30 protein-coding genes are annotated in these 26410 nt (G+C 63.9%); 18 read left to right on the top strand and 12 right to left on the bottom strand.

Going from position 1 to position 26410, the window contains the following annotated elements:
* Positions 1–174 precede the first annotated feature (174 nt).
* The gene (locus AC56QP_RS19270) at positions 175–2724 is read right to left on the bottom strand and encodes an ABC transporter permease (protein WP_489858515.1); all 2550 of its coding nucleotides are present in this window, start codon (positions 2722–2724) and stop codon (positions 175–177) included.
* Positions 2724–3419 (bottom strand): ABC transporter ATP-binding protein, encoded by a 696-nt coding sequence (locus AC56QP_RS19265; RefSeq protein WP_256752066.1) that lies wholly within the window; start codon positions 3417–3419, stop codon positions 2724–2726. Before AC56QP_RS19265 ends, AC56QP_RS19270 begins: the two co-directional genes overlap by 1 nt.
* An 88-nt stretch (positions 3420–3507) precedes the next feature.
* Here AC56QP_RS19265 and AC56QP_RS19260 point away from each other — a divergent pair, with 88 nt between their 5' ends.
* Positions 3508–4152, top strand: a complete 645-nt coding sequence (locus AC56QP_RS19260) for an arylesterase (RefSeq protein ID WP_489858516.1) — start codon at positions 3508–3510, stop codon at positions 4150–4152.
* A gap of 128 nt (positions 4153–4280) precedes the next feature.
* Entirely contained in the window at positions 4281–4877 is a 597-nt protein-coding gene (gene thpR / locus AC56QP_RS19255; RefSeq protein WP_489858517.1) for an RNA 2',3'-cyclic phosphodiesterase, read from the top strand.
* On the opposite strand, the gene AC56QP_RS19250 is transcribed toward thpR, so the two are convergent.
* The gene (locus AC56QP_RS19250; protein ID WP_489863564.1) at positions 4781–5299 is read right to left on the bottom strand and encodes a low molecular weight protein-tyrosine-phosphatase; all 519 of its coding nucleotides are present in this window, start codon (positions 5297–5299) and stop codon (positions 4781–4783) included. The two genes, thpR and AC56QP_RS19250, sit on opposite strands and share 97 nt — an antisense overlap.
* Before the next feature lie 109 nt (positions 5300–5408).
* Between AC56QP_RS19250 and AC56QP_RS19245 the strand changes: the two genes are divergently transcribed.
* The 6 genes from AC56QP_RS19245 (at position 5409) to AC56QP_RS19220 (ending at position 9365) form a co-directional block, all read left to right on the top strand.
* Positions 5409–5705, top strand: a complete 297-nt coding sequence (locus AC56QP_RS19245) for a 4a-hydroxytetrahydrobiopterin dehydratase (RefSeq protein WP_091575981.1) — start codon at positions 5409–5411, stop codon at positions 5703–5705.
* A 133-nt stretch (positions 5706–5838) separates the two neighbouring features.
* A complete protein-coding gene (locus AC56QP_RS19240; RefSeq protein WP_489858518.1) occupies positions 5839–6201 on the top strand; it encodes a YkvA family protein in 363 nt (120 codons plus the stop codon).
* Positions 6202–6477: 276 nt separating this feature from the next.
* The gene (locus tag AC56QP_RS19235) at positions 6478–6981 is read left to right on the top strand and encodes an invasion associated locus B family protein (RefSeq protein ID WP_091575980.1); all 504 of its coding nucleotides are present in this window, start codon (positions 6478–6480) and stop codon (positions 6979–6981) included.
* A 193-nt stretch (positions 6982–7174) separates the two neighbouring features.
* The gene (rlmN, locus tag AC56QP_RS19230; RefSeq protein ID WP_489858519.1) at positions 7175–8410 is read left to right on the top strand and encodes a dual-specificity RNA methyltransferase RlmN; all 1236 of its coding nucleotides are present in this window, start codon (positions 7175–7177) and stop codon (positions 8408–8410) included.
* A gap of 59 nt (positions 8411–8469) precedes the next feature.
* Positions 8470–8856 (top strand): hypothetical protein, encoded by a 387-nt coding sequence (locus AC56QP_RS19225; RefSeq protein WP_497100404.1) that lies wholly within the window; start codon positions 8470–8472, stop codon positions 8854–8856.
* The gene (locus tag AC56QP_RS19220) at positions 8853–9365 is read left to right on the top strand and encodes a hypothetical protein (RefSeq protein ID WP_489858521.1); all 513 of its coding nucleotides are present in this window, start codon (positions 8853–8855) and stop codon (positions 9363–9365) included. Before AC56QP_RS19225 ends, AC56QP_RS19220 begins: the two co-directional genes overlap by 4 nt.
* Positions 9366–9368: 3 nt before the next feature.
* On the opposite strand, the gene AC56QP_RS19215 is transcribed toward AC56QP_RS19220, so the two are convergent.
* Together AC56QP_RS19215 and AC56QP_RS19210 are read right to left on the bottom strand one after the other, a co-directional pair.
* Complete coding sequence (locus AC56QP_RS19215) at positions 9369–10010, bottom strand: LysE family translocator (protein ID WP_489858522.1); 642 nt, start codon at positions 10008–10010, stop codon at positions 9369–9371.
* 81 nt (positions 10011–10091) lie between these two features.
* The gene (locus AC56QP_RS19210; protein ID WP_489858523.1) at positions 10092–12146 is read right to left on the bottom strand and encodes a putative bifunctional diguanylate cyclase/phosphodiesterase; all 2055 of its coding nucleotides are present in this window, start codon (positions 12144–12146) and stop codon (positions 10092–10094) included.
* A gap of 297 nt (positions 12147–12443) precedes the next feature.
* Between AC56QP_RS19210 and AC56QP_RS19205 the strand changes: the two genes are divergently transcribed.
* A complete protein-coding gene (locus AC56QP_RS19205) occupies positions 12444–13667 on the top strand; it encodes an argininosuccinate synthase (RefSeq protein WP_091575976.1) in 1224 nt (407 codons plus the stop codon).
* A 198-nt stretch (positions 13668–13865) separates the two neighbouring features.
* Positions 13866–14300 (top strand): hypothetical protein, encoded by a 435-nt coding sequence (locus tag AC56QP_RS19200; protein WP_497108992.1) that lies wholly within the window; start codon positions 13866–13868, stop codon positions 14298–14300.
* A gap of 111 nt (positions 14301–14411) precedes the next feature.
* On the opposite strand, the gene AC56QP_RS19195 is transcribed toward AC56QP_RS19200, so the two are convergent.
* On the bottom strand, positions 14412–15209 hold the full coding sequence (locus AC56QP_RS19195; RefSeq protein ID WP_497100405.1) for a lytic murein transglycosylase: 798 nt from the start codon (positions 15207–15209) through the stop codon (positions 14412–14414).
* 269 nt (positions 15210–15478) lie between these two features.
* Here AC56QP_RS19195 and AC56QP_RS19190 point away from each other — a divergent pair, with 269 nt between their 5' ends.
* The 7 genes from AC56QP_RS19190 to rpsP all read left to right on the top strand — a co-directional run bounded on the left by AC56QP_RS19190 (position 15479) and on the right by rpsP (position 21526).
* A complete protein-coding gene (locus tag AC56QP_RS19190; protein ID WP_489858525.1) occupies positions 15479–16576 on the top strand; it encodes a zinc-binding metallopeptidase family protein in 1098 nt (365 codons plus the stop codon).
* A 63-nt stretch (positions 16577–16639) separates the two neighbouring features.
* The gene (locus AC56QP_RS19185) at positions 16640–17245 is read left to right on the top strand and encodes a DUF1236 domain-containing protein (RefSeq protein WP_489858526.1); all 606 of its coding nucleotides are present in this window, start codon (positions 16640–16642) and stop codon (positions 17243–17245) included.
* Between the two features lie 163 nt (positions 17246–17408).
* Positions 17409–18365 (top strand): CPBP family intramembrane glutamic endopeptidase, encoded by a 957-nt coding sequence (locus tag AC56QP_RS19180; RefSeq protein ID WP_489858527.1) that lies wholly within the window; start codon positions 17409–17411, stop codon positions 18363–18365.
* Between the two features lie 123 nt (positions 18366–18488).
* Positions 18489–18683, top strand: a complete 195-nt coding sequence (locus AC56QP_RS19175) for a hypothetical protein (protein ID WP_489858528.1) — start codon at positions 18489–18491, stop codon at positions 18681–18683.
* A 390-nt stretch (positions 18684–19073) separates the two neighbouring features.
* On the top strand, positions 19074–20681 hold the full coding sequence (ffh, locus tag AC56QP_RS19170; RefSeq protein ID WP_091575970.1) for a signal recognition particle protein: 1608 nt from the start codon (positions 19074–19076) through the stop codon (positions 20679–20681).
* Positions 20682–20688: 7 nt separating this feature from the next.
* On the top strand, positions 20689–21015 hold the full coding sequence (locus AC56QP_RS19165; RefSeq protein ID WP_269904622.1) for a chorismate mutase: 327 nt from the start codon (positions 20689–20691) through the stop codon (positions 21013–21015).
* Positions 21016–21124: 109 nt separating this feature from the next.
* A complete protein-coding gene (gene rpsP / locus AC56QP_RS19160; protein ID WP_172222069.1) occupies positions 21125–21526 on the top strand; it encodes a 30S ribosomal protein S16 in 402 nt (133 codons plus the stop codon).
* An 84-nt stretch (positions 21527–21610) separates the two neighbouring features.
* Here rpsP and AC56QP_RS19155 read toward each other — a convergent pair whose 3' ends face one another.
* From AC56QP_RS19155 to AC56QP_RS19140, 4 genes are all read right to left on the bottom strand, one after another.
* Positions 21611–21874, bottom strand: coding sequence for a YMGG-like glycine zipper-containing protein (locus AC56QP_RS19155; RefSeq protein ID WP_489858529.1), 264 nt, complete (start codon positions 21872–21874; stop codon positions 21611–21613).
* Between the two features lie 126 nt (positions 21875–22000).
* On the bottom strand, positions 22001–22528 hold the full coding sequence (locus tag AC56QP_RS19150) for an SRPBCC family protein (protein WP_489858530.1): 528 nt from the start codon (positions 22526–22528) through the stop codon (positions 22001–22003).
* A 98-nt stretch (positions 22529–22626) separates the two neighbouring features.
* Positions 22627–23037: a DoxX family protein gene (locus tag AC56QP_RS19145; RefSeq protein WP_489858531.1), complete on the bottom strand. Its 411-nt coding sequence runs from the start codon at positions 23035–23037 to the stop codon at positions 22627–22629.
* A 163-nt stretch (positions 23038–23200) separates the two neighbouring features.
* Positions 23201–24106, bottom strand: coding sequence for a bestrophin family protein (locus tag AC56QP_RS19140; RefSeq protein ID WP_489858532.1), 906 nt, complete (start codon positions 24104–24106; stop codon positions 23201–23203).
* Between the two features lie 193 nt (positions 24107–24299).
* On the opposite strand from AC56QP_RS19140, the gene AC56QP_RS19135 reads away from it, so the two are divergent.
* Positions 24300–24707: an ACT domain-containing protein gene (locus AC56QP_RS19135; protein ID WP_489858533.1), complete on the top strand. Its 408-nt coding sequence runs from the start codon at positions 24300–24302 to the stop codon at positions 24705–24707.
* On the opposite strand, the gene AC56QP_RS19130 is transcribed toward AC56QP_RS19135, so the two are convergent.
* Both AC56QP_RS19130 and AC56QP_RS19125 read right to left on the bottom strand, forming a co-directional pair.
* Positions 24708–25160 carry a GNAT family N-acetyltransferase gene (locus AC56QP_RS19130; protein WP_489858534.1) on the bottom strand — a complete coding sequence of 151 codons (453 nt, stop codon included), beginning with the start codon at positions 25158–25160 and terminating at the stop codon, positions 24708–24710.
* Between the two features lie 116 nt (positions 25161–25276).
* Positions 25277–26311: an aspartate-semialdehyde dehydrogenase gene (locus tag AC56QP_RS19125; protein ID WP_489858535.1), complete on the bottom strand. Its 1035-nt coding sequence runs from the start codon at positions 26309–26311 to the stop codon at positions 25277–25279.
* Positions 26312–26410 lie beyond the last annotated feature (99 nt).

Raw genomic sequence — 26410 nt, 5'->3', positions numbered from 1 at the left:
AGGGCTCCAGCATGCCTGTGGCGAAATATGATGGTTATTCGCGTCAAGAACAAGACCGTAACGGGGTGTAATGCTTCGTGAGGCGCGCATGGCCCGGTTTTTCGGCCTTCGAAGGCGAAACATTACTCCGATTTAACCAAATGCCGGCCGCCGGCACATGGAACTCAGGGCGACTCAGAGGTTGCGCAGCACCGGCGCGGCCTTGTGGCCAAGCACCCGCCAAGTGCCGGCGAGACCGATGCCGACGGTGATCACCAGCGCAAAGACGATCGTCGCCACCGCCACCTCGGGCATGAAATGCGACGGCAATGTCATGATGCGCGCGACGACGAACCAGGCAGCGGCACTGCCGGCGGCCAGGGCGAAGATCGCGGTGGCGAGCCCGATCAGCATGTATTCGAGCGAGAAGGCGGCAATCAGCGTCGTACGCGTCGCGCCCAGCGTCTTCAGCACCACCGCATCGTGGATGCGCGCCCGGTTGCCGGCGGCAAGCGCGCCGGCCAGCACCAGCACCGAAGCGATCAGCGCCACGCCGGCGGCGGCCCGGATCGCCGTACCGAGCTGCCCGACCAGCCGGTTGACGACATCGAGCGCATCCTTGACCCGGACCGTCGTCACCGCCGGGAAGGCGCGGGTGACGGCATTGAGGATGCGGGCGTCGTCGGCCGTCGAGGCACTCTTTTCGGTCAGCGTCGCCATCCAGCCATGCGGGGCGCCGGCGAATGTGTTGGGCGAGAACACCATGACGAAATTGATGCCCATCGTCTCCCATTCGACCTGGCGGAAATTGGCGATCCGGGCTGTCACGTTGCGGCCGAGCACATTGACGGTGATGGTGTCGCCGAGCTTCAGCCCGATCTCCTTGCCTTCCACGGCCGAAAACGAGACCAGCGGCTCGCCGGCATAATTGTCCGGCCACCAGCTGCCCTCGGTCAGCGTCGCGTTTTCCGGCGGTTTCGCGTCATAGGTCAGGCCGCGATCGCCTTTCAGCACCCAGGCGCCTTCGGCCGGAACCTTGACCTTGTCGACACCGACGCCGTTCAGCGCCATCACCCGGCCGCGCAGCATCGGCACCGTGGCCAGTGTTCCCCGTGGCGCCTCCTTGCCGATCAGCGCGGAGAAGGACGCGACATCGCTGCTTTGGATGTCGACGAAGAAGAAATTCGGCGCCCGCTCCGGCAGGCTGCCGGAAATCTGCCGCCGCAGATTACCGTCGATCAGCGCCAGCGTCACCAGCAGCGTCAGCCCGAGCCCCAGCGACAGCACCACCGATGGGGTCAGCGCGCCGGGCCGGTGGATGTTGCCCACGGCGAGCCGCAGCGCCACGAAGCGTACACGCGGGCTCTTCCGTGCCGCCCATTGCACCAGCGCGCCGACGAGGCGCAGCACCAGGAAGGCGAAGATGGTGGCGCCGACGAAGATCGAGGCGATGCGGCGGTCGCCGGAAAACAGGATGGCCAGCGCCGCCAGCAACAGCGCGATGCCGACGGCTGAGGCAATATAGACAGGGCGCGGAAAGCCCCGCCCTTCCAGCCCCATCTCGCGAAACAGCGCGGTGGCCGGCACGTCGCGGGCGCGGCCGAGCGGCAGAAGCGCGAAGGCCAGCGTCACCAGCAGGCCGAACAGCGCCGCCATGCCCAGCGCGCCGGGATAGAAGCCGCCTTCCGCTGGCACCGGAATGACCGATTTTAGGGCGGCGCTGGCGGCGAACGGCATCAGCGCACCCAGCATGAGGCCAAGCAGAATGCCGAGTGCGGCGATGATCAGGATCTGCACCAGATAGACGGCAAAGACGAAGCCGCCCGAAGCGCCCAGGCTCTTGAAGGTGGCAATGACGCCGCGCTTGCCGTCGAGATAGGCGCGCACCGCGTTGGCGACGCCGACGCCGCCGACCACCAGCGCCGTCAGCCCGACCAGCGTCAGGAATTGCGAAAAGCGTTCGATGTTGGACGACAATGCCGGGGCGGCATTGCTGCGCGTGCGGATCGACCAGCCGGCCTCGGGAAAGTCCTTGGTCGCCTGATCCTGGATGGTCTTGAGCCGCGCCTCGTCGGCGTCGGCCGGCAGCCGGATCTTGTAGGCATTTTCGACCAGGCTGCCCGGCTGGATCAGCCCGGTGGCCGCCAGCCCCTGGCTCGAGATCAACAGTCGCGGCGCGAAACCGAAACCGTCGGACACGGCGTCCGGTTCGGTGACCAGCCTGGCGCGCAGCTCGAAGGTGGCGGTGCCGAGCTTCAGCCGGTCACCGAGCTTGAGATGCAGCCGTTCGAACAGCAGATCCGGTGCCGCGGCGCCGAAAACGCCGAACTCTTCGCCGAACAGTTCCTGCTTCGACAGCGCCGGATCGGTTTCCAGCGCGCCATAGAGCGGATAGGCGTCGTCAACCGCCTTGGCCTCGACCAGCGCCTGGTCGGATCCGTCGGCGAGACGCGCCATCGAGCGCATGCTGGTGGTACGCGAGATCGCGCCCAGGCCGTTGAGGAAGCCGCGTTCGGCATCACTGGCGTCACGCTGGTTGATCTGGAAGCGAAGGTCGCCGCCAAGCAGCGTCTGGCCCTGATTGGCGACGCCGGCGGTGATGGCGCGCGCCACCGAATTGACGCCGCCGATCGCCGCGACGCCAAGCGCGATGCAGGCGAGGAAGATCAGGAAGCCGGACAGGCCGCCGCGCATCTCGCGCAACGAGAAGCGGATCGCAAGCTTCAACGTCTGCGCCAGCGGCATCAGGCGGTGACCTTGACGGGCGCCGGCGCCTCGATCCGGCCGGAGCGCATCGAAACCTGGCGCGAGCAGCGCGCCGCGAGCGCGGGGTCATGCGTCACCAGCACCAGCGTCATGCCACGCTCGGCCGCCTTGGCGAACAGGAGGTCGGCGACCTGCCGCCCCGTTGCCTGGTCGAGATTGCCGGTCGGCTCGTCGGCGATCAGGATACGTGGCGAGGGCGCCAGCGCCCGGGCGATCGCCACGCGCTGCTGTTCGCCACCCGACAATTCGCCGGGATAATGCGTGACGCGGTCGCTGAGGCCGACGGCTGCCAGTTCGCGCGCCGCCACCGAAAACGGATCGGCATGGCCGGCTAGTTCCAGCGGCACCGCGACATTTTCGAGCGCCGTCATATTGGGAATGAGGTGGAACGACTGGAACACGATGCCAATGTTTCGGCCACGAAACGAAGCAATCCGGTCCTCGCTTTTGCCGTTGAGCAGCTCGCCGGCGATTCGTACCGTACCCGAATCGACCCTTTCCAGCCCCGCCAGCACCATCAGCAAGGTCGACTTGCCGGAGCCGGATGGGCCGACGATGCCGGTCGCCTCGCCGCGCGCCACCTCAAGGCTGACGCCTTTCAGCACGTGGACAGACGATGCCCCTTCGCCAAGCGTCAGGGATACGTCTTTCAGCTCGATGACGGCTTCTGTCAAAATGAAAGCGTCCTATATGGGAGAATGAAGGCTCTGCTTGTCGCAGACCGTCGCCGCAAGAATTCCTTGGTCATATGGGGCCTGCCGCATGTCTTTCAAACGCAGTATTGCCGCAGGCTTGATCGTTTTCCTCGCCATTTGCGGCGCCATTTCGTCGGCGCGTGCCGAGCCGTTCAAGATCGTCGGTTTCGGTGACAGCCTGATGGCGGGCTTTGGCCTCGGACCGGACGAGGGCTTTACCGACAAACTGCAGGCAGCACTTCGCGCCAAGGGCCATGACGTGACCGTCGCCAATGCCGGCGTCTCCGGCGACACGTCGAGCGGTGGCCTGGCGCGGCTCGACTGGTCGGTGCCGGACGGCACCCAGCTGGTCATCCTTGAGCTCGGCGCCAACGACATGCTGCGCGGTGTCCCGCCCGACATCACCAAAAAGAACCTGGACGAGATGCTGGGCAAGCTGAAGGAGCGCAAGATTGCCGTGCTTCTGGCCGGCATGCGCGCCGCTCCCAATCTCGGTGCCGACTATCAGAACGCTTTCGACGCCATCTTTCCGCACCTAGCCGGGAAATACGATGTTTCGCTGTATCCGTTCTTTCTCGACGGCGTCGCCGACCAGCCTGGCCTGCAGCTCGAGGACGGCATGCATCCCAACGCCCGGGGTGTCGACCGAATGGTCGAACGCATCCTGCCGACCGTCGAGAAGGCCATCGCGGCAGTGCCGGGAGGTTGGTGAGGCCGACCGGCCCTGTTTCCGTTGGGGAAACTTTTTGACAAGGACTGTGACCAACAAACCTCTTGCTCCGTTTGACTATCGATGATTCGCTACGGGTGACAGTTCGATTCGAGGAAGGGAGGCTCTTCATGCCGCGTCTTTTCACCGCCCTCGAAATACCGCGTGACGCCGCTCTTTCGCTGTCCCTGCTGCGGGGCGGCCTGCCAGGCGCCCGCTGGATCGACGTCGAAAACTACCATCTGACGCTGCGCTTCATCGGCGATATCCCAGGCCATGTCGCCGACGAGATCGCCAACGCGCTCGACCGCGTTCACCGCCCCTCCTTCCCGCTGACGCTGTCCGGTGTCGGCGCTTTCGGCCAGAAGAAACCGCACGCGGTTTGGGCCGGAATTTCGGCTTCGCCCGATCTTGCGTCACTCCAGGGCGAAATCGAGCGCATCTGCCAGCGGCTCGGCATCCCCGCCGACCCGCGCAAGTTCATGCCGCATGTAACCCTTGCCCGGCTGCGCAATTCGACCCCGCTGGACGTCGCCCAGTACCTGTCGGCGCGCGGCAATTTCTCGACGCTGCCGTTCCGCGTCGGCCGCTTCGTCTTGATGTCGTCGCGCGATTCGGTCGGCGGTGGGCCCTATATCGTCGAGGAAGCCTGGCCACTGTCGGGCAGTGACGCCCGCGCTTCCAGCCGCATAGCCAGCGCCTCCGACGCGTCGCGGATCATGCGGTAGACGGACGCGAACGCTTCCGCGTCGTCATAGTAGGGGTCCGGCACGTCGCGCGCCGTGCCCTCGGCGAATTCCAGGAACAGGTGGATGCGGTCGTGCATGGCTGCCGGCGCCAGCGCCTTCAGGTCGCGGACATTCGACCGGTCCATGCCGAAAATCAGGTCGAAGCGATGAAAATCCTCTGATGTGACCTTGCGCGCCCGCTGTCCGGAAATGTCGATGCCGTGCCGCACCGCGACCGCGATCGAGCGTGGATCGGGGGCAGAGCCGACCTCCCAGCCGCTGGTGGCGGCTGAATCGAGCAGGATGTCTTGGCTCCATCCGCGCTCCGCCCAGACGGCGCGAAACACGCCTTCGGCCAGCGGCGACCGACAGATGTTGCCGAGGCAGACAAACAGGATGGATTTTATGGGCTTCGCGCGCATCGAGCCGGCGTTGTTTTTGTGCATGTCGTTATCCCAAAACCGCAACGCACTTTTGGGCGACATGCATTATGGTGAGGGTCATTTTTGGGAAATAGCACAGGAAATCGACATGGCGAGAGAGAAACTGGGCAGGGAAGCCGCTGAAGCAGCGCTGACCGGGCTCGACGGCTGGGCACTGGCAAAGGACGCCGGCTCCATCAGCCGCACCTTCACCTTCAAGAACTTCTCCGAGGCCTTTGCCTTCATGACGCGTGTCGCGCTTGCCGCGGAAAAGATGGACCATCATCCGGAGTGGTCGAACGTCTACAAGACGGTCGACGTCACGCTCAACACCCATGATGTCGGCGGCCTGAGCGTGCTCGACATCGAGATGGCGAAGAAGATGAACCGCTATTTCGGCGGCTGAGTGCCTTCCGTGCATACCTGCGATTGAATGGCGGACCCAAATCGACGCCGGCACTTGCAGCAGGGTCCGGGTTTCACCACATCTTCCCCCGCGGGCATGCGCCAGATGCGCATGGCCCCGCGAGGAGAGGTTGATGGCGCGAGACTCCGGTTTTGATTTCTTCGGCTTTGCCGACAAGCTTGGCAACGAGAGCGAGGTGCGCGAGAAATTCTGGCGCACGGCGAAGAAGGCCGCGCGGCAGATTCCGTTCATGGAAGAGGTCGTCGCCGCCTATTACTGCGCCATGGACAAGAACACGCCGCTGCGCGCCAAGGGCATATTGCTGGCCGCGCTCGGCTATTTCGTCCTGCCGGTCGACGTCATCCCCGATTTCGTCCTCGGGCTCGGCTTCACCGACGACATCGCCGTGCTGACCGCCGCCATCACCGCCGTCAGCGCCCACATCACGCCGGCGCACCGGCAGGCCGCCAAGGAGGCCATCGCCGACAAGGGCTAAGCGTCTCCACGCCAGCCCTTGCCCCCTGGACATCAGCGTTCAGCGGCCGGGGAAAAAAGTCAAACTCTTGCCGCTTTCGTGGCCTCCAAGTCGCCGAAGGGACGTCGCGCCACCCGCTGACAGGGCGGCGGCGCGGGAATGGCGGCGGTTTCCTCGGGTGAGGGTCCTTTTCTCAAAGGAAATTCACCGTTTGGTAACCCAGATTAAATCAAAATGAAGCGACGGGCAGGACGCCAGCCGGCCTGCCGCCGCACCATTTGGAATACGGGAAAAACGATGCGCGGATTGATTGCTATAGTTTCGAGCCTGGTCCTGGTGGCCGCGGCAGCGCCGGCACTGGCGCAGTCGGCGACCAAGATCGGCCAGCACAATGCCTGGGGCACCTACAGCTACCAGGCATCGGGCGGCAAGGTCTGCTATGTCCTGACCGTGCCGACCGACAAGCAGCCGCCGACGCTCGACCATGGCGACATGTTCTTCTTCGTCAGCCAGCGGCCCGGCCAGCAGGTGTCCTACGAGCCGCAATTCATTGCCGGCTACAACTTCCAGGAAGGCTCCAAGGCCACCGTCACCATCGACAAGAAGTCCTTCTCGATGTTCACGCGCGGCAAGTCGGCCTGGGTCGAGAACGCCGCCGAGGAGCCGGTGCTGATCGCCGCGATGAAGACCGGCACCGACATGAAGGTGACGGCGAAGTCGGGCCGCGGCAACCCCACCTCCTATGTCTTTTCGCTGAAAGGCATTTCGGCGGCGCTGTCATCGATCGCCAAGTGTAAATAGGCAAATCATCGTTTTGGGTGAGAGGCTGGGCGGCATAGCCCGGCCTTTTGCTTTTTTGGGGCTGTCGGCTGAGGGCGGCGAGGTCTGCTTTACCGCTCCCGGCATGACTCCGCCCTCAACCTGTGCTATGCGCCGCGCTTCAGTTCAGGCCGATGGATGAAATCGGCCGCAAACCGCTTATATCAGTGCAACCATGACCCTTTCATTCGATCTTACCGCCGAAGGCGCCCGTGACGCATTGCGCGCCCGCGCAGCACAGCCCGAGAAGCCGTCGCTGATCGGCCTGACGCGCGCCGAACTCGGCGAGGCTCTCGTCGCTTCCGGCATCGTGCCGGAACGCCAGGCCAAGATGCGCGCCCAGCAGCTCTGGCACTGGATGTATGTGCGCGGCGTTTCCGACTTCGCCGGCATGTTCAACATCTCCAAGGATCTGCGCGCGGAGCTCGACAAGCATTTCACCGTCGCCAGGCCCGAGATCGTCGAGGAACAGATTTCCTCGGACGGCACGCGAAAGTGGCTGTTCCGCTTCCCGCCGCGCGGCGCCGGCCGCCCGGTCGAGATCGAGACCGTCTATATTCCCGAGGAAGGCCGCGGCACGCTCTGCATCTCCTCGCAGGTCGGCTGCACGCTGACCTGCTCGTTCTGCCACACCGGCACGCAGAAGCTGGTGCGCAATCTGACCGCCGAGGAAATCCTCGCCCAGTTGCTCACCGCCCGCGACCGGCTCGGCGACTTCCCCGACCGCGACACGCCGGACGGCGCCATCGTGCCGGCCGAGGGCAGAAAAGTCTCCAACATCGTCATGATGGGCATGGGCGAGCCGCTCTACAATTTCGAGGCGGTGAAGAAGGCGCTGCTGATCGCCTCCGACGGCGACGGCCTGTCGCTGTCGAAGCGCCGCATCACCTTGTCGACCTCCGGCGTCGTGCCCGAGATTTTCCGCACCGGCGAGGAGATCGGCGTCATGCTGGCGATCTCGCTGCATGCCACCAACGACGATCTGCGCGACTTGCTGGTGCCGATCAACAAGAAGTATCCGCTCAAGGAACTGATCGCCGCCTGCCGCGCCTATCCCGGCCTGTCGAACGCCAGGCGCATCACCTTCGAATATGTGATGCTGAAGGACGTCAACGATTCCATCGAGGACGCCAAGGGGCTGATCAAGCTGCTCAAGGGCATTCCGGCCAAGATCAACCTGATCCCGTTCAACCCGTGGCCGGGCACCAACTACCAGTGCTCGGACTGGGAGACGATCGAGAAGTTTGCCGACTACATCAACAATGCCGGCTATGCCTCGCCGATCCGCACCCCGCGCGGCCGCGACATCCTGGCAGCCTGCGGCCAGCTCAAGTCGGACTCGGAGCGTATGCGCAAGGTCGACCGGCTGGCGCTGGAAGCCATGATGATCGCGGGGCACGGCGAGGCGTGAGCCGCCTCGTCGCCCGGTCGAAGCGCTTCGCCATCATAGCAGTCGGTTATGTTGCCGCCGTGCTGACCTCGATCCTGGTGCCTGTGCTGCTGATCGCTCTTCTGGAAGGAATCGAAGACGGGAACTGGTCGATCATTTTCGCATTCGACTGGCTGGGCTCGTTCCCGCTTGCCGTGTTGACCGTGATGGTCGGCGCGCTGTTGATCGTCGGCCCGGCAATCCTGGTCGCCGAACGGCTGTCGCTTCGAGGATGGTTCTACTTTGCGGTCACGGGTGCGATCACCTCGATCGCCTTTGGTGTTTCCATCCCGCGCTCGGCCGGAAGCTTTGTCTTCAATCCGGGCTATCTCGGTTTTCTGGCCACGGCCGGCATTGCTGCCGGTTCGGTCTACTGGCTTCTGGCCGGGCGTAAGTCCGGTCATCTCACACGCTGGGATTTAGGATGAGCCGTTTCGCCGCTTACCTCGTCCGTTTCGCCGTCATCCTGTTCGGCTATGCCGTCGCCTCGCTGGCGGCGAGCGCCTTCCTCAACATCCTGTTCCTGGCCTCGCTCGGCTACACGCCGGAGCACGCGCAACCGGCGGCAACGGCTTCCCTTTATTTTTCAATTCCCTTCATCGCCCTGTTCGTCGCCTATTTCGCCTTCATGCCGGCGGCGATCGTCATCCTGCTTGCCGAGATCCTCGGCCGGCGCGACTGGCTGTTCTATGCGCTGGCGGGCGCGGTTGTTGCGGCGGTTTTCCTTGGCCTGGTCGACCATGCCGATGACGCCACTTTCGCGGTCAGGGACACCAGCGCCATCACGGCGGTGATTGGCGGCGGCATGGTCGGTGGCATCTTCTACTGGCTCAGCGCCGGGCGCTGGGCCGGAAGCTGGTGGCAGGGCGGAACCGACCATGATCCCGAAAGGCGGAAAACGGCTTTCGGCAAGGATTCCGGTCAAACGGGAAGATAAAGCCTACTTCGCCTGCGCCGTCAGGATCTTGAGCGCGAAGGCGGAGAACACGCCAGCGAAGAGATAGTCGACCACCCGCGTGACGCGCGGGCTGGCCTTCATCGCCGCCGAGAATCTTTCCGCCGCCAGCACCATCGGCACGGTTACCGGGATCGACAGCACGATGAACATCGAGCCGAAGAAAAACAGCTTTCCCGGCGCGTTCGGGTCATGCGCGGAGACGAACTGCGGCAGGAAGGTCATGAAGAACAGGATGATCTTCGGATTGAGCAGATTGACGCCGAGCCCTGCCACCCAGCTGCGCAACAGCGAAATCCGCGGGCCTGTCTTCTTCTCCGGCGAAAAGGCCGAGCCCTTGGTGATAGCCTGCCAGGCCAGGAAGACCAGATAGCCGGCGCCGAAGATCTTCAGCACGAAGAAGGCCATCGGCGAGGCAACGATCAGCGCCGAGACGCCGACCACCACCAGCGTGGTGTGGATCAGCGTGCCGCACAGGGCGCCGGCCATCGAGGCGAAGCCGGTGGCGCGGCCTTGGCTCAGCGTGCGCGAGACAAACAAGGTCATGTCCGGCCCCGGCGTGATCGCCAGGATCACGGTGGCAATGGCAAACTGGATCAGCGTGGTGGTATCAGGAATGAAGGACATGGCGGCCCCGAGGAACGCGAGTGCCTATACAGGATGCTCCGTGCGGGCGCCAGACGCGGCGCCATCCCTGACGGCAAGAGCCTAGGCCGCGGACTGATCGATCTCTACCAGCGCGAGGCCCGCGGCTCCGGTGAGCAGGATCTGATCGATCGGCTTGGGCCGGCCGAGGAAATAGCCTTGTGCCTCGTTGCAGCCTTCGACTTGCAGGATGGTGAGCTGAACATGCGTCTCGACGCCTTCGGCGAGCACCGGAATGTCGAGGCTGCGCCCCAGTGTGAGCACCGCCCGGATGATCGCCTTGGCCTGCGGGCTTCGCTCGACATCGGCCATGAACGAGCGGTCGAGCTTGATCTTGTCGAAGGGAAACGAGCGCAGCGTGTCGAGCGACGAATAGCCCGTGCCGAAATCGTCGATCGCGATCGTTACCCCCAGCGCCTTGATCTGGCGCAGGACATGCAGCGTCCGGACCTTGTCGGCGACGATCGTCGATTCGGTCAGCTCGAGTTCCAGCCGCTTCGGAGACAGCCCGGTCTCGATCAGGATCTGGTGAACCAGCTTGGCAAGATCGGCATGGGCGAACTGCACCGGCGACAGGTTGACCGCGATCTTGTGGCTATTGTCCCAGGAGGCCGCCTGCTTGCACGCGGTCCGCAGCACCCATTCGCCGATCGCCATGATGGAGCCGTTCTCCTCGGCAATCGGGATGAATTCGGCCGGCGGGATCATGCCATGCACGGGATGGGTCCAGCGCAGCAATGCCTCGTAGCCGCAGGTGGCGCCGGTCGAAACCGAAGTCTGCACCTGATAATGGAGTGATAGCTCGCCCCGCTCGATCGCCTGGCGAAGATCGGTGGCCAGCGCGCGGCGAGCACGCGCCGCCTCATCCATGGCGGATTCGTAGAAGCAGACCGCCCGCGTCACGTCGTTCTTTGCCCGATACATTGCGAGGTCGGCATTGCTGACCAGTCTCTCGCGGTCGGCCCCGTCGCGCGGATAGACGGCGACGCCGATGCTGGCGCCGGCGGCGATTTCGAAGTCGTCGAGCAGCAAGGGCTGGAACAATGATTTCTCCAGCCTCGAGACCAGGCCCAGAAGGTCGTTCTGATCCCTGAAGCGCTTGATCGCGGCGAACTCGTCACCGCCGAGCCGTGCCACGAATTCGCCGTCGCCGGTGAGTTTCGCCAGCCTGCGGGCGACGATCCTGAGCGCCTGGTCGCCAGCGGCATGTCCCCTGAGATCATTGATCTCCTTGAAGCGGTCGAGATCGATGACGATGACGGCCGTCATCGTTTCCTTGTCCTCCCGTGCCCGCTCGATCTCATGGTCGAGGCGGTCGTTGAAGGAGACCCGGTTGGCAAGGCCGGTAAGGGCATCGTTGAGGGCGAGATGCTGAAGCCGCTCGAAACTCTCCAGGCGGCCGCGTTCATCGATCAGGTAGCTGGCGAAGCCGGTGGCCGCGACGATCAGGCCGACAACGGCGACGGCGACGGCCATTGCCTCCAGTATCTCGGGATTGGTGCCGGTGGTGATGAAGGAGAGCGGCGTCACCGCCACCGCCGCCATTGCCGTGAAGTGGAGGCCGACGATCGCCAGCACCAACAGCCCGATGCTGAGATATTGCGACCAGCTGTAGGGCCGGCGCACGGCATGGCCGACAGCCACGGCGGAGAACCCCGCCGAAATGGCAAGCGAGGCGGCGACATAGCGACCATCCCATTCGACGATGCCGGCGACGTGATAAGCCATCATGCCGGTGTAGTGCATGGTCGAGATCGCCAGCCCGACGACGCATCCGCCCCATTCCGGGGCGAGACGCCGGCTTTTGTCGGATGCAAGGGTGAAGCCCACCCCGGTTCCAGCGATGGCGATGACGAGGGATACCATGGTCAGCACCGGATCGAAGGTGATCGGCGCGCCGGGCTGGTAGGCCAGCATGGCGATGAAGTGCGTGCACCAGATCGAGGAGCCGGCGGCGACCGCGGTCAGGAACAGCCAGCCTCGCATCTGCACGCCGGCGGTCTTTCTGGCACGATCGAAGAGATCGATCGTCACCCAGCAGCCGGTGACGCACATCAGCGCCGCTAGCAGGACGAGCCACAGATTATGTTCCGTAACGATACAGGAGATAACGCGCATCAAGAACGGCCCAAGCCCGAGGGTGCTCGCGACAAGCGAGTAAGCCGGGTTGGCACGTCGCTGACGCGGCTTTGTCGCCATATTGGCGGCGAGGCGTGAAAACTTGATTAAATGTTGCTGGAGAATGCAGCCCCTGATTGTAGCAGGTTGTTCCCTGCCTCGCATCGCCTCCTTGCCAATGCATTGGATCAAAAGCCATGCATGCGCGCGTGCTTGCTCGCTTTGCCGTTCCTGCTAAAAGGCCCTCCGACAATCCGTGATGCCTCGGCTGGGGCGTCCGCCATCGACGGGGTAAAAATGTCCAAGGCCAAAGACGTCAAGAAAGTTGTGCTCGCCTATTCCGGCGGCCTCGACACATCCATCATCCTGAAATGGCTGCAGACCGAGCTCGGTGCCGAAGTGGTGACCTTCACCGCCGATCTTGGCCAGGGCGGCGAACTCGAGCCGGCACGCCGCAAGGCCGAGATGATGGGCATCAAGGACATTCGCGTCGTCGACGTGCGCGAGGAGTTCGTGTCCGACTTCGTCTTCCCGATGTTCCGCGCCAATGCCGTCTATGAAGGCACCTACCTCCTGGGCACCTCGATCGCGCGGCCTCTCATCTCCAAGCACCTGGTCGAGATCGCCAGGGAAACCGGCGCCGACGCGATCGCCCATGGCGCCACCGGCAAGGGCAACGACCAGGTTCGTTTCGAGCTTTCCGCCTATGCGCTGAACCCCGACATCAAGGTCATCGCGCCGTGGCGCGACTGGTCATTCAAGTCGCGCACCGACCTGATCAACTTCGCCGAGCAGCACCAGATCCCGGTGCCGAAGGACAAGAAGGGCGACGCGCCATTCTCGGTCGACGCCAATCTGCTGCATTCGTCCTCCGAGGGCAAAGTGCTGGAAGATCCGTGGAGCGAGCCGCCGGAATTCGTCCACCAGCGCACCGTTTCGCCGATGGACGCGCCCGACAAGGTCACCGAGATCGAGATCGAGTTCCTCAAGGGCGATCCGATCGCGCTCAACGGCAAGAAGCTGTCGCCGGCAACCATGCTGGCGGCGCTCAACGATCTCGGCCGCGACAATGGCATCGGCCGGCTCGATCTGGTCGAGAACCGTTTCGTTGGCATGAAATCGCGGGGTGTGTATGAGACTCCCGGCGGCACGATCCTGATCGCGGCCCACCGCGCCATCGAATCGATCACGCTCGATCGCGGGGCCGCCCACCTCAAGGACGAGTTCATGCCGCGCTATGCCGAGCTGATCTACAACGGCTTCTGGTTCGCGCCCGAGCGCCTGATGCTGCAGGCGATGATCGATAAGAGCCAGGAAGACGTCGAAGGCACGGTGCGGCTGAAGCTCTACAAGGGCAACGTCATGGTCACCGGCCGCAAGTCGAGGAAGACGCTCTATTCCGATGCGCTGGTCACCTTCGAGGACGACCGGGGCGCCTACGACCAGAAGGACGCCGCCGGCTTCATCCGCCTCAACGCGCTGCGGCTGAGGACGCTTGCAGCACGCAACCGCAAGGGTTGACACCCGAGGGCTGGAGCGGGCCTGGGGTGTGCTCCGCCGATCGCATGAGAGCTGATGCAGCCAAGAAACCCGGCGGAGACGCCGGGTTTTTATTTGGCACTTCTAATGTAATGAAAATCAAAACCCCTCAAAGAGGTTCCCGTTTGACCTTTTGACAGCATTATTTTAGTTGTCCTACGGGATCGAGGGGTTTTGACAGTGAAAAATAGTATTTCTCTTCTGCTTGGCGTGGTCGTCGTTTTGACGGTGTGCCCGCCCTCGCAGGCAAGCGCGAAGCGCGAACCGAAGGTGAATCTGGACGGCTGCGTCGCCGCTGTCCACGCATGGGGGCTCACGCTCAAACACGACATCGCCTCCTTCATGGGCGTCTCGCAGGAGCGCATGCCGGCCCTGTTCTGCCAGCGCCTTGGCGAGGGGCTGCGCAGCGGGCGGATCACCTACTCCGACATAAACAACCTGCAGCTCGACCAGCCGACCGAAATCTGGATGGTTATCAAGGGCAAGTCAAAGGCGGCTGCTAGGGCCGCACCGGCGCCGCGGACGTCCAAGTTCCGTTCCTGCAGCGGTATTGACGGCAGCTTCCAGGTTCCCGCTTCACAGAAATGCCCGTTGAGCGGCTACGCACATTATTGAGAGTGATGTGAGGAGATCAAACCTGGTCGCTCCAAGTGATTGGGTTTTTACCCTGCTCCAAAAACAAAAAGCCCGGCGCATGGCCGGGCTCTTGGTCGAATAGGATTTCTATCAGTCGGCATCGATCGCCGTGGCGATGCGGGCGATGGCCTGCTGATAGACGCTCGCGGAGTTCCAGCCGGCAATTGCGCCCATATTCGCCTGCGCGCTCGCGCCAGCCCGCCAACCATGACCCTTGAGGAAGTTGGCGGTGGAGGCCAACGCCGTGTTCCTGTCGCGCAGGTTTCCGTTGCCGACCGCATACTTCAAGACATTTCCGGGCAGGAACTGCGTGTGGCCGATCTCGCCATGCATGGCGCCGACAGACGAGGCGGTCAATGCTCCGCGATCGACCAGCTTCAGGGCCGCGATGGCATGCGGATAGAAGTAGTCCGGGCGACGGCAATCATAGGCCAGCGTCAAAATGGCGGAAACCGTGTTCTGGTTGCCCATGGACGCGCCGAAGCCCGTCTCCATCCCCCAGATGGCGAGCAACACACCCGGCGACACGCCGTAGTTCCGTTCGATCTGGCTGAACAGCGCCGCGTTCGACTTCTTCAGCGAACGGCCCTTGGAAATGATCACGGCCCCGCCACGACGCTTCATGAAATCTTCGACCGAGCCGCTGAAAGCCTTGTGGATGGCGCGGTCGGCGGAGATCGTCCTTGTTGCGTAGGTGGCGCCAGCCAGTGCAGCCAGCCCCCTCGAGCCCACACCTTCGGCCTTGGCCTGCGCGGCAAAATCCTGCTTCCAGGCATCGAAGCCGGCGCCGGTCTTGCCACAACTGCCCGCCGCCTGTGCGCCCGTCGCCAGTGCAAGCACCGCCACCACCGCGGCCACTAAAATCCTACCCTTGGCAAGAAATGCCATGTTGTTCTCCTGGTTGTCTGATTCACGTCCCAGCTGCGAATTTGCCAGCGAAACACGCCCTTGTCACTGCCAAGAAGTCGTCACGTGGTTTCGTCGGGCGCCGCCGCCAGCGAAGGGTGAGAACTTGACTACGATCAGGTGTTTAATGTGGCAAGATATGTCGTTCCAGCAACCAGCGGCAAAATAACCTGAGCGCGCCGAGGAACACCGGCAGGTGGCGAACGTTTGAGACCTTTGTCGACCGGGTGCCTGATGAAATCGAGACCTGCATGAAACTCTTCGACTGCCCACATTGCGGCCATCGTCTATACTTCGAGAACGCCCAGTGCCTGAACTGCGGCAGCCTCGTGCTCTACTATCCGGAGCACGCACGCTTCGCGCTGTCGGGCGCCGACGGCATCTTCCAGTGCACCAATGCCGATGAATGCGCCTGCAACTGGAGGGCCGAGCCGGGACAGGCTTTTTGCCGGGCGTGCGTGCTGAACAAGCTGATCCCGGATCTCTCCGTCGACGGCAATCGCCGCCGCTGGATCCGCGTCGAGGCGGCGAAGAAGCGCGCCATCTATTCGCTGCTGGCCTTCGGGCTGCCGGTTGCGCCCAAGCAGAACCCTGCCGACGAGGCAGGCCTTGCCTTCGACTTCCTGGCCGATCCGATTGGCAGCGGTCCCGGCGGCGAGCGCATCCTGACCGGCCACGACAACGGCCTGATCACGCTCAACGTCGCCGAGGCCGATTCGGCCGAGCGTGAAAAACGGCGCGTCGAGATGGGCGAGAATTATCGCACCTTGCTCGGCCACTTTCGCCATGAGCTCGGCCATTATTACTGGGATCGCCTGATCCGCGACGTCCCGGAAAGGCTTGTCGCTTTCCGGGCTTTGTTCGGCGACGATCGCGCCGACTACGAACAGGCGCTGCAGACTTACTACGCCAATGGCGCGCCGCCCGACTGGCAACAGAGCCACATCTCGCCCTATGCCACCTCCCATCCGTGGGAAGACTGGGCCGAGACCTGGGCCCATTATCTGCACATCACCGACACGCTGGAAATGGTCCGCGCGCTGAACTTCCCGCTTGGCCGGCTGGCGACGATGGAGCCAAACGACTTGCCACAAGGCGACACTGGTGGCGAACCGCGGGCGGCGCCGTCGGAGCCTTCGGCTGTGGCCGAGCCGTTCGAAAGGATCCTCGCCCGCTGGCTGGTGCTGTCGGAAGCCTCCAACTCCATAAACCGTTGCATGGGCCTGCCCGACCTCTATCCCTTCATTATCTCCGACGTCACGGCGCGGAAACTGGCCTTCGTTCACGAACTTCTGACCCGTCTGCCGAAAGAAACCGGAACAAATCGTGAGTTGGTTCAGGAATTTTAGCCGGAACGCATACGCCACAGCCCCGTTTCGCTGGCGAGGGACCACGAAAATCGGAGAGAAACCATGAAATCCATACTGTTTCCCGCAGTCGCCGGCATGCTCACCGTGATGTCGGGTGCCGCGCTTGCCGACACCGCCGTATCCGCCGTCACCGATCTCAACGTGCGCGCCGGCCCCGGCCCGCAATATCCTGTCATCGGCGTGCTCGCCGCCGGCCAGTCAGCGACGCTCAATGGCTGCATCGAAAACAGCAAATGGTGCACCATCGCCGAAGCCGGCGGCCAGGGCTGGGTCTATTCCGACTATGTGACGGCTGATTTTGGCGGCAGCCGGGTCGTGCTGACGCAACGGCCGCACGGTTCCAGCGTTACAGTCGTTTCACCGCCGGAAGACATAGGCGAAAACTCGAACGACTATACCGGAGCCATCGTTGCCGGCGAGCCGGTCGAGGGCGTTTTCCCGCCACCGCCGGCCGAAATCAGAACCTATGTCGACACGCACCGCCCCGACCCCGTCTATCTCGACGGTGAGGTCGTCACGGGTGCAACCTTGCCCGACACAGTCGAGCTGCGCGAAATTCCAGACTACAAGTACCGCTATGTCTATGTGAACGGTCAGCCGGCGCTGATCGATCCGCAGACACGGCGCATCATGTACGTGGTGCGCTGACAGCTCGAGCGGCCGCCGCCACCGCGGCGGCCGCTCGCGACACGGGTGTGCCGCGCTTCGCCTGACGGCGCGGCCGCGGCGCATGATTCCTTTGCGAAAACGATTCCGATTTTCGGGACCATCAGCTAGATCAACAGGTGATGGATTCGGCAAAGGAGCCCGCGTGACACCAGACCCTGCCGCCTTCGAACGCTACCGGCGTTCGCCGAACCACAAGACGACCTTGCCGCGCCTTTTGCTGGGAACAGCGATCGTCATCCTGTTCTGGGCCGCAGCGACGGTGGCCGTGCTGTTCGCCGCCGCCTATGCCTTCTTCACCTGGCAGGCATCGGCGGCGCCACCCTCCGGCATGCAGGGGTTCCTTGCCTCGCCCATGGGCATCCTCACCGCGCTCGCCTCTTTTGCGGGCATCTGGATCGGCCTGTGGATTGCCATGCGCTGGGTCCACGGCGAGCCGCTGTCGGCCCTCTTCGGCGTCGGCCGTCGCGTTTCGCGGTCGGGCTTCCTCAAGGGGCTGGCAGCGGTGCTGATCACCTCGCTTGTGTCCGAAATCCTGCTCTACCTGCTGCAGCCAGAGATCGCACGCGGCCCGATCAGCCTGTCGTCCTGGCTGCTGTTCCTGGTCCCGACCGTCGCGCTGACCTTGCTGCAGACGTCGTCGGAGGAGATGCTGTTTCGCGGCTACCTGCTGCGCGGCCTGGCCAATCGGTTCAAGAGCCCGGTCATCTGGGCGCTGCTGCCTGGCCTGCTGTTCACCTCGCTGCATTGGAGCCCGAGCTCGACGGTCGCCATCAATGCCTGCGTGCTGGCCTCGATCGCCGCTTTCGCACTGCTGTTGACGCTCGTGGTCCATGCCACCGGCAATCTCGGCGCGGCCTTCGGCGCCCATCTCGGCAACAATCTGACCGGCTTTCTGCTGATCTCGCATCAGGAAAGCTACAATTCCTTCGCTTTGTTCAACGCCAGGCCGCTCGAGGGGCCGGGCTGGACGACGTCGGACGCGGTTCTGATCGCCTTTATCGGCATTGCCTGCAGCCTGCTAACGATTGCGTTGCTTCTGCATCCACGCTCGCCGCTCAGGGTTGCCGCCGAGCTTCCGGACCGGACGCGTGCGGCCTGAGTGCGGCTCACAAAGCGACGCGGCTCGGCGGTATTGTCTCGCTTTGAAACTGGCGTAACCGCCTAATTTCTTGCCCGAGCTGCGCAAACGCCTATATGTTAGATGGAAAACATAGGAAGCGTCATGATTGCCAAGTACACAACCGCCGAAGGTATGGCCCGAATTGTCGGTGTCGATCCGGACACGTTCCGCGAAGCGTTGCGCAGTGTGAAGCACCCTCGGAAACGCAATACCGATTGGGAAGTGAAGATTGACAGCCCGTCATATTCGGCGATGCGCACCGTGCTGGCGAGTCTCCTGCGGCGGAAGGCAGCCTGATACCCACCGGAGCTGAAGGCCAGAAGCGTCCCCCGGCGAGAGACAAGGTGCTTGCCGCAGATCGCTTCACCGGAAGGACCAAAGTCTGCACGTTCAGTGTGCCGTGCTTCCGAATTTCAAGTTGAGACACTACCGGATCGGCCTTTGTCTTGACTCCGCGGCCGATTTCCTGTCTACATGCCCCGAATTCCGCGACGAGTATCCCTCCGAGCAAGCCGACCAGGACGCCGAAACCTCTTCGAGGTGAAGTGCTGTAAATCGATCCTGGAGGCCAACACCCGGCAGCGCTGAGCGCCCCCGGGTGCTTTTTGGTTTTGGGCTTTGCTTGGATGATCGGCGCGAACGCATTACCTCTCGGATCGAACCCGAACCGAGATTGAAGGACGATCGATGTTTGAATCGCTTCAGGAGCGCCTTGGCTCCATTCTGAACGGCCTGACCGGCCGCGGCGCGCTGTCGGAGGCTGATGTCTCGGCGGCGCTGCGCGAGGTGCGCCGTGCCCTGCTCGAAGCCGACGTGGCGCTGGAAGTGGTGCGCTCGTTCACCGACAAGGTGCGCGAGAAGGCCGTCGGCGCCGCCGTGGTCAAGTCGATCAAGCCCGGCCAGATGGTCGTCAAGATCGTCCATGACGAGCTGGTCGAGATGCTGGGCGCCGAGGGCGTCGCCATCGACCTCAATGCGCCGGCCCCCGTCGTCATCATGATGGTCGGCCTGCAGGGCTCCGGCAAGACGACCACTTCGGCCAAGATCGCCAAGCGCCTTTCCGAGCGTCAGAACAAGAAGGTCCTGATGGCCTCGCTCGACACGCGGCGGCCGGCGGCGCAGGAGCAGCTGCGCCAGCTCGGCGAGCAGGTCAAGGTCGCCACGCTGCCGATCATCGACGGACAGTCGCCGGTCGACATCGCCCGGCGCGCCGTGCAAGCGGCCAAGCTCGGTGGCCACGATGTGGTCATCCTCGACACCGCCGGCCGCACCCATATCGACGAGCCGCTGATGGTCGAGATGGCCGACATCAAGAAGGTGTCGAGCCCGCACGAAATCCTGCTGGTCGCCGACTCGCTGACCGGCCAGGACGCCGTCAACCTGGCGAAAAGCTTCGACGAACGCGTCGGCATCACCGGCCTCGTGCTGACCCGCATGGACGGCGACGGCCGCGGTGGTGCCGCACTCTCCATGCGCGCCGTCACCGGCAAGCCGATCAAGCTGATCGGCACCGGCGAGAAGATGGACGGGCTGGAGGAATTCCATCCCAAACGCATCGCCGACCGCATCCTCGGCATGGGCGACATCGTCAGCCTGGTCGAAAAGGCCGCCGAGAACATCGACGCCGAGCAGGCGGCGGCGATGGCCAGGAAGATGCAGTCGGGCAAGTTCGACCTCAACGACCTCGCCCAGCAGCTTCAGCAGATGTCGAAGATGGGCGGCATGGGTGGCATCATGGGCATGATGCCCGGCATGGGCAAGATGAAGGACCAGATGGCCGCCGCCGGCCTCGACGACAAGATGTTCGGCCGCCAGCTCGCCATCATCTCGTCGATGACCAAGGCCGAGCGCGCCAATCCCGATATCCTCAAGCATTCGCGCAAGAAGCGCATCGCCGCCGGCTCCGGCACCGACGCGGCCGAGATCAACAAGCTGCTCAAGATGCATCGCGGCATGGCCGACATGATGAAGGCGATGGGCGGCAAGGGCAAAGGCGGCGGCCTCATGCGCGGCATGATGGGCGGCCTCGCCTCGAAAATGGGCCTCGGCGGCATGATGCCAGGCGGCGGCCCCGGGGGCATGATGGGCGGCGGCATGCCCGATCTGTCGAAGATGGACCCCAAGCAGCTCGAAGCCTTGCAGAAGCAGGCGCAGGCGGCCGGCCTCGGCGGCATGAAGGGCCTGCCCGGTGGTCTTCCCGGCGGCGGCGGCCTGCCCGGCCTGCCCGGCGGCATGAAGCTTCCCGGCCTGCCTGGTCTCGGCGGCGGCCTGCCCGGCCTTGGCAAGAAGAAGTGAGGACGCCATGAACGAAGAAAAGGACATGGCCGACGCACGCACCGTCCTGGCCGACTATCGCGCCTCGATCGACAACATCGACGCGGCACTCATCCACATGCTGGCCGAGCGCTTCCGCTGCACCAAGGCGGTTGGCGTGCTGAAGGCGACGCATGGCTTGCCGCCGGCCGATCCGGCGCGCGAGCAGCAGCAGATCGCCCGTCTTCGCCAGCTGGCGAAGGATGCCCATCTCGACCCGGATTTCGCGGAAAAATTCCTCAACTTCGTCGTCCGCGAAGTGATCCGCCACCACGAACAGATCGCCGCTTCCAACGGCGTGACGAAAGCCGGCTGACCGGTGCATGTCGCCCAAAAGTGCTCAGCGGTTTTGGGACAACGACATGCACAAACAAAAAATTCAGCCACCAACCGACTAACGAATTAGAGCTTTTAGGAGAAAAGAAATGGCACTGAAGATCCGACTGGCCCGCGCGGGCTCGAAGAAGCGTCCCTACTACCACGTCGTCGTCGCCGACGCCCGTTCGCCCCGCGACGGCCGTTTCATCGAGTCGCTCGGCTCGTGGAACCCGCTGCTGCCCAAGGACGGCGAGCGCGTCAAGGTCGACGCCGACCGCGTCAAGCATTGGCTGTCGCACGGCGCCCAGCCGACCGACCGCGTGCTGCGCTTCCTCGACGAGGCCGGCATCGCCAAGCGCGACGCCCGTTCCAACCCGAAGAAGGCAGAGCCGGGCAAGAAGGCACAGGAACGCGCCGCCCTGTTGAAGAAGGCGCAGGAAGACGCCGCTGCCGCCGTCGCGGCCGCAGCCGCCGCACCGGCCGAGGCGGAAGCCGCCACCGCCGAATAAGCATTGCGTCATCGCATTCAGGAAAACGGCGGGCCTAGGCCCGCCGTTTTGCTATTTCGACTTCGTTTGTCGAATGCAGCCCGATCAATAGCCGTCCGGGCAGCGCGCGAGATAGACCCGCCCATGGCGGTCGCGGTACCGGCACTGGCCGCTTTCGCTGGCACGACCGATCAGGGCGCCTGCCACGGCACCAACCGCGCCGCCAACGACCGCGCCTTGGACAGGATCTCCCGCCACGGCCGCGCCGATCGCCGCGCCACCCAGTCCGCCCACAGCCGCGCCTTTTTCCGTTTGCGAGCATGCGCCCAGCGCCGTCGCCAACAGCAAAATAGTAATAACTTTCTTCATTTTCGTTCCTCTCACAGGGGATCGCCATCGCTCCGCCAAGTGCTTAACTCCCGGACGGCTAATTTGATCCCGAGGAGAATGAAGATCGTGACGGCCCTCGCTCAGGCAGCGGCGTCCCCGCGCCGATCATGCCTCGGTGGCGCGCTTCAGATTGGCGAGCCCGACCTCGAAATCCTTGCCGATCAGCGTGTCGAAGTTCATGAACAGGCCCATCAGCTTGGCGATGAACGGCCGGCTGCCGCGCATCGCCCAGATGAGGGTGGTGTTGTCGCCAGACGGCGTCAAGGAGAAGTCGACAGTGTTGTTGGCCCTGAACGGTTTTTCGAAATCGAGCTTGAGCGACACCAGCGAGGTCGGCACCGAATTGACGATCTCCATGCGTCCCTTGCCGGCCTTGCCGTTGCCTTCCCAGGCATAGGCGGCGCCCTTGCCGCTTTCGGCGCCCAAGAGCGTGCGCTTCATGTTCGGGTCGAGCTTTTCGTAAGGCGACCATGTCGGCCAGCGTCTGAAATCATTGATCAGCGGAAAGATCGCGTCGGCGGACGCCTTGATGCTGACGGAACGGCTGACGATGAAATCATCAGGCCGTGTCGCGGCATAGATGAGGACGGCGGCGATGAGGACGATCAGGATGACAAGGATGGTGCTGAACATTTTTCTCTCCCTAAAGCTGTTCCAGGAAAAGTGTGAAGCGGTTTTCCCGGGAAAAGCGCCTAGCGCTTTCCCTGGGGAATTGCGTCAAAACAGTGAGACTATCGGCTGAACGGGATCAGCGCGCGCAGCCTGGGATCGCGCAGGAACAGGCCGGCCCACAGCATGATGCCGAGATAGACGCCGAACAGCGTGTGCGAGAACAGCGGGTTGCCTACCCGCGCATTGGTGGCGATGGCGCCGCCCATGTAGGCGGTGAGCAGGATGGCGCCGATCACCGATGTGCGCGGCAACGCATAGAGCGCGGTCGAGATCAGGCCGATGATGCCGAGCATGCGCGCGACGTTCGCATCGGCCGGCCAGCCAAGCGGCACCATCGTCTGGGTGACGATGTCGAGCGGCGGCAGCTTGATGGCGCCGTCGAAGATCATGAACAGCACGATGATGCCGCTCAGCACGCGGCCGGTCCACAGGGCGCCCGACGAGGCGGGCTCGGCTTCTGAAATGCTCATGGTGTTCCCTCCGGTTGCTTCCAGCCCTTTTCGCTGGGGTCGAACCAAGGACGTGACATGAGGCGAGGATCCGACATGGTCCGGATTCTTTTTGGCGCCGACCGCTGCGGCTGGGCGGAAAGCCGACCCTGGTCGCGGGCCGCCATGCCTTCGTGCTGAGCGCCTAGGAAAAGTAAAACTTCTCCGCCGGGAGCATTTTCGGCGGCGTCTCGCCCAGCGCCTCGAACACCGAGATTTCGCAGACGCGGCACAGGCCGTCGAGGGCGAGGTCGTTGGCCTCGGTGCCGAACGGATCCTCGAGCTCTTCCGAAAGCGCGTCGAGGCCGAAGAAGGTGTAGGCGATCAGCGCCGTGAACAGCGGCGTTGCCCACCCGGCGCCCGACACCAGCCCGAAGGGCAAGAGCAGGCAGAAGACATAGGCGGTGCGCTGCAGAAGCAAGGTGTAGGCGAACGGCAAGGGTGTTCCCATGATGCGCTCGCATCCGGCCTGCGCCGCGGCGATTTCCGACAGGCGCTCGTCGAGGATGCGGTAGCCGATCGTATCGATCGCGCCGGCCTTGCGCAGCGCCGCGATGCGGCGGCCCATGCCGCGCACCATGGCGTCGGGCGCGTTGGCCGCCCTGGCGACGATCTCGGTTTCGTCGCCGATGAAGGCCCGGGCTTGCGGCGTTGCGTCGACCCGCCTCAGCAGGCCACGCAGGAAGTGGCAGAAGGCGATGGCTTCCATCAGCAGGCCGCGCAGTTCCGCCCGGTCATCGACCAGCCCGGCGGAGGCGCGCGCTAGGTTGCGGATGTCGAAGACAAGCTGGCCCCACAATTTGCGCGCCTCCCACCAGCGGTCGTAGGCGGCGTTGTTGCGGAAGCCGAGATAGATCGACAGCGCCACGCCGAGCAGCGCGAACGGCGCGGTGCCGGCATTGCCGAAGTCGAGCTTCAGCGCCCGCACGACCACCACCACCAGGGCGCCATAGGCAGCGAAACCAAAAATCTGCGGCAGGATGCGAGGCACCACCGAGCCGCGCATGATGAAGAACAGGTGCAGGAGGCGTGGGCGCGGGCGGACGATCATCAAAGGCCTTTCGCGGACCGGCGCTGGTCCTCAGCTTCCTTATTGTGCGATGCGACCGCTCAGCAAGCTCAGCCGCCAGCGACATCGCCATGTCGTCCGTGCGGTGCGCGCTGGCGCGGACTATCGGCATTCGTCGGTCGCGGATATTGAGGAACACGCGGACGCCAAGCCCGTATCAGGCGAGAGACAACCAATGACCGGCGAAACGGATCTGAAGACGCTGTTGGCATCGATGACGCCGGAATTGCTCGCCGGCACCTATGTCTTCGTCACGCTGCCGCCCGGCATCCCTCAGCCGGAAGGCGTTGAGCCGGTGATGATCTTTCGCGAACGCGAAGGTGTGACACTGATCGTGACGGAAGATGCAGCCAGTGCTGCGGGGCTAACCGCGTCATTCCGCTGCCGCATGATCACGCTGAACATCCATTCGTCGCTGGAGGCCGTCGGCTTCCTCGCCGCCATCACCATAAGGCTGGCCGCCGCCGGCATGGGCGTCAACCCGGTCTCGGCCTTTTATCACGACCATCTGTTCGTCCCCGCCGACCGGGCGGAGGAAGCGATGGAGCTGCTGCGCCAGCTGGCTAGGGACAGCGCCGGCTGATCAGCGCTCGCGGACGTAGAGGATGTCCGGCAGACCTTCCTCGTTGCCGGTTCCATCGCCGAAACTCACGGCAACAAACCCATGCCGCTCGTAGAAGCGTCGGGCGCCGGTGTTGGACTGGAAGCAATGCAGTTTAACCACCGGCAAGGCAGTGGTCGCGTCCATCAGCAACCGGCTGCCGATGCCTCGCCGGGTCCAGGCTGGATCGAGATAGAGCTGCTCCACCCAATCACCGCTGACGGCGATGAAGCCGACAATCTCCTTGCCGGCCTCGGCGACCGTGACCTGCTGCCGTGGCAGCACGACATCGTGGATGAAGGCAAAGTCCTCGGCCGGCGTATGCACCACCGGCATCCAGTCGAACGAGCCAAGCGCTGCCCGCATGATCTTCGCGACGGCGCCTGCGTCGAAGCCGATCGCCGGGCGCAATACAACTTTAGCTCTATCGCTCACACTTGATCACCAATCGGCCGAAGGCCGAGCCCGCGGGCCGCCGGTCGTCCGGCGCCCTCGCGAAGGGCCAGCCGCGGCAGCGGCGATACGGCCCGTGAGCGAAACCTGAAAGGCCGTCAGGCCGCCTTCTTCTTCGGCTGGATCAGGCCGCGCTCGACCAGAAGCTCGGCGATCTGCACCGCGTTGAGGGCCGCGCCCTTGCGCAGATTGTCGGAAACGATCCACATCGACAGGCCGTTGTCGATGGTCGAATCCTCGCGGATGCGCGAGATGAAGGTGGCGTCCTCGCCGGCCGATTCCAGCGGCGTGATGTAGCCGCCGTCCTCGCGCTTGTCCAAGACCTGGCAGCCCGGCGCCTCGCGAAGGATATCGCGCGCCTCGTCGGCGGTGATCGGCTTTTCGAACTCGATGTTGACCGCCTCCGAATGGCCGATGAACACCGGCACGCGCACGCAGGTCGCCGTCAGCTTGATCTTGGGGTCGAGCATCTTCTTGGTCTCGGCCACCATCTTCCACTCTTCCTTGGTCGAGCCGTCGTCGAGGAAGACGTCGATATGCGGGATGACGTTGAAGGCGATGCGCTTGGTGAACTTCTTGACCTCGACGCCGTCGGCGACAAAGACCGCGCGGGTCTGGGTAAAGAGTTCATCCATGCCTTCCTTGCCGGCGCCCGACACCGACTGGTAGGTGGCGACGACGACGCGCTTGATGGTGGCGAAGTCATGCAGCGGCTTCAGCGCCACGACGAGCTGCGCCGTCGAGCAGTTCGGGTTGGCGATGATGTTCTTGCGCGTGAACAGCGAGATCGCGTCCGGGTTCACTTCCGGCACGATCAGCGGCACGTCCTGGTCGTAGCGGAAGGCCGACGAATTATCGATGACGACGCAGCCCTGCTTGCCGATCTTCGGCGACCATTCCTTGGAGACGTTGCCGCCGGCCGACATGATGCAGAGATCGGTGTCGGAAAAGTCGTAAGTGTCCAGTGCCTTGACCTTCAGCGTGCGGTCGCCGAACGACACTTCCGTGCCCTGGGAGCGCCGCGAGGCGAGCGCCACGACTTCGCTCACCGGAAAGCCGCGCTCTTCCAGTATGTTGAGCATTTCCCGGCCCACATTGCCCGTGGCGCCGACGATTGCAACCTTGAAACTCATCGAAATCTCCTGTCCCTCTCCGCTCGGTTTTTGGAGAGAACCCGCCGGCCGATGCGGGTTCCGTCCCCCGGGCCGGACCCGGGAGAGGGTGGTTAGGCC

It is taken from the genome of Mesorhizobium sp. RCAM 05104, assembly GCF_059683645.1.
Note: the sequence above shows the minus strand (reverse complement) of the source record. Positions and strands in the feature narration are given on the sequence as shown.

What these genes read in the sequence shown, in the direction of transcription:
- AC56QP_RS19175 (WP_489858528.1), top strand. Translation starts at nt 18,489, where the DNA reads ATGATTGCCAAGTACACAACCGCCGAAGGTATGGCCCGAATTGTCGGT.
- AC56QP_RS19155 (WP_489858529.1), bottom strand. Translation starts at nt 21,874, where the DNA reads ATGAAGAAAGTTATTACTATTTTGCTGTTGGCGACGGCGCTGGGCGCA.
- AC56QP_RS19145 (WP_489858531.1), bottom strand. Translation starts at nt 23,037, where the DNA reads ATGAGCATTTCAGAAGCCGAGCCCGCCTCGTCGGGCGCCCTGTGGACC.
- rlmN (WP_489858519.1), top strand. Translation starts at nt 7,175, where the DNA reads ATGACCCTTTCATTCGATCTTACCGCCGAAGGCGCCCGTGACGCATTG.
- AC56QP_RS19250 (WP_489863564.1), bottom strand. Translation starts at nt 5,299, where the DNA reads ATGCGCGCGAAGCCCATAAAATCCATCCTGTTTGTCTGCCTCGGCAAC.
- AC56QP_RS19150 (WP_489858530.1), bottom strand. Translation starts at nt 22,528, where the DNA reads ATGTTCAGCACCATCCTTGTCATCCTGATCGTCCTCATCGCCGCCGTC.
- AC56QP_RS19235 (WP_091575980.1), top strand. Translation starts at nt 6,478, where the DNA reads ATGCGCGGATTGATTGCTATAGTTTCGAGCCTGGTCCTGGTGGCCGCG.
- AC56QP_RS19135 (WP_489858533.1), top strand. Translation starts at nt 24,300, where the DNA reads ATGACCGGCGAAACGGATCTGAAGACGCTGTTGGCATCGATGACGCCG.
- AC56QP_RS19165 (WP_269904622.1), top strand. Translation starts at nt 20,689, where the DNA reads ATGAACGAAGAAAAGGACATGGCCGACGCACGCACCGTCCTGGCCGAC.
- thpR (WP_489858517.1), top strand. Translation starts at nt 4,281, where the DNA reads ATGCCGCGTCTTTTCACCGCCCTCGAAATACCGCGTGACGCCGCTCTT.
- AC56QP_RS19140 (WP_489858532.1), bottom strand. Translation starts at nt 24,106, where the DNA reads ATGATCGTCCGCCCGCGCCCACGCCTCCTGCACCTGTTCTTCATCATG.
- AC56QP_RS19260 (WP_489858516.1), top strand. Translation starts at nt 3,508, where the DNA reads ATGTCTTTCAAACGCAGTATTGCCGCAGGCTTGATCGTTTTCCTCGCC.
- AC56QP_RS19220 (WP_489858521.1), top strand. Translation starts at nt 8,853, where the DNA reads ATGAGCCGTTTCGCCGCTTACCTCGTCCGTTTCGCCGTCATCCTGTTC.
- AC56QP_RS19205 (WP_091575976.1), top strand. Translation starts at nt 12,444, where the DNA reads ATGTCCAAGGCCAAAGACGTCAAGAAAGTTGTGCTCGCCTATTCCGGC.
- AC56QP_RS19215 (WP_489858522.1), bottom strand. Translation starts at nt 10,010, where the DNA reads ATGTCCTTCATTCCTGATACCACCACGCTGATCCAGTTTGCCATTGCC.
- AC56QP_RS19185 (WP_489858526.1), top strand. Translation starts at nt 16,640, where the DNA reads ATGAAATCCATACTGTTTCCCGCAGTCGCCGGCATGCTCACCGTGATG.
- AC56QP_RS19190 (WP_489858525.1), top strand. Translation starts at nt 15,479, where the DNA reads ATGAAACTCTTCGACTGCCCACATTGCGGCCATCGTCTATACTTCGAG.
- AC56QP_RS19210 (WP_489858523.1), bottom strand. Translation starts at nt 12,146, where the DNA reads ATGCGCGTTATCTCCTGTATCGTTACGGAACATAATCTGTGGCTCGTC.
- AC56QP_RS19245 (WP_091575981.1), top strand. Translation starts at nt 5,409, where the DNA reads ATGGCGAGAGAGAAACTGGGCAGGGAAGCCGCTGAAGCAGCGCTGACC.
- AC56QP_RS19240 (WP_489858518.1), top strand. Translation starts at nt 5,839, where the DNA reads ATGGCGCGAGACTCCGGTTTTGATTTCTTCGGCTTTGCCGACAAGCTT.
- AC56QP_RS19125 (WP_489858535.1), bottom strand. Translation starts at nt 26,311, where the DNA reads ATGAGTTTCAAGGTTGCAATCGTCGGCGCCACGGGCAATGTGGGCCGG.
- AC56QP_RS19195 (WP_497100405.1), bottom strand. Translation starts at nt 15,209, where the DNA reads ATGGCATTTCTTGCCAAGGGTAGGATTTTAGTGGCCGCGGTGGTGGCG.
- AC56QP_RS19270 (WP_489858515.1), bottom strand. Translation starts at nt 2,724, where the DNA reads ATGCCGCTGGCGCAGACGTTGAAGCTTGCGATCCGCTTCTCGTTGCGC.
- rpsP (WP_172222069.1), top strand. Translation starts at nt 21,125, where the DNA reads ATGGCACTGAAGATCCGACTGGCCCGCGCGGGCTCGAAGAAGCGTCCC.
- ffh (WP_091575970.1), top strand. Translation starts at nt 19,074, where the DNA reads ATGTTTGAATCGCTTCAGGAGCGCCTTGGCTCCATTCTGAACGGCCTG.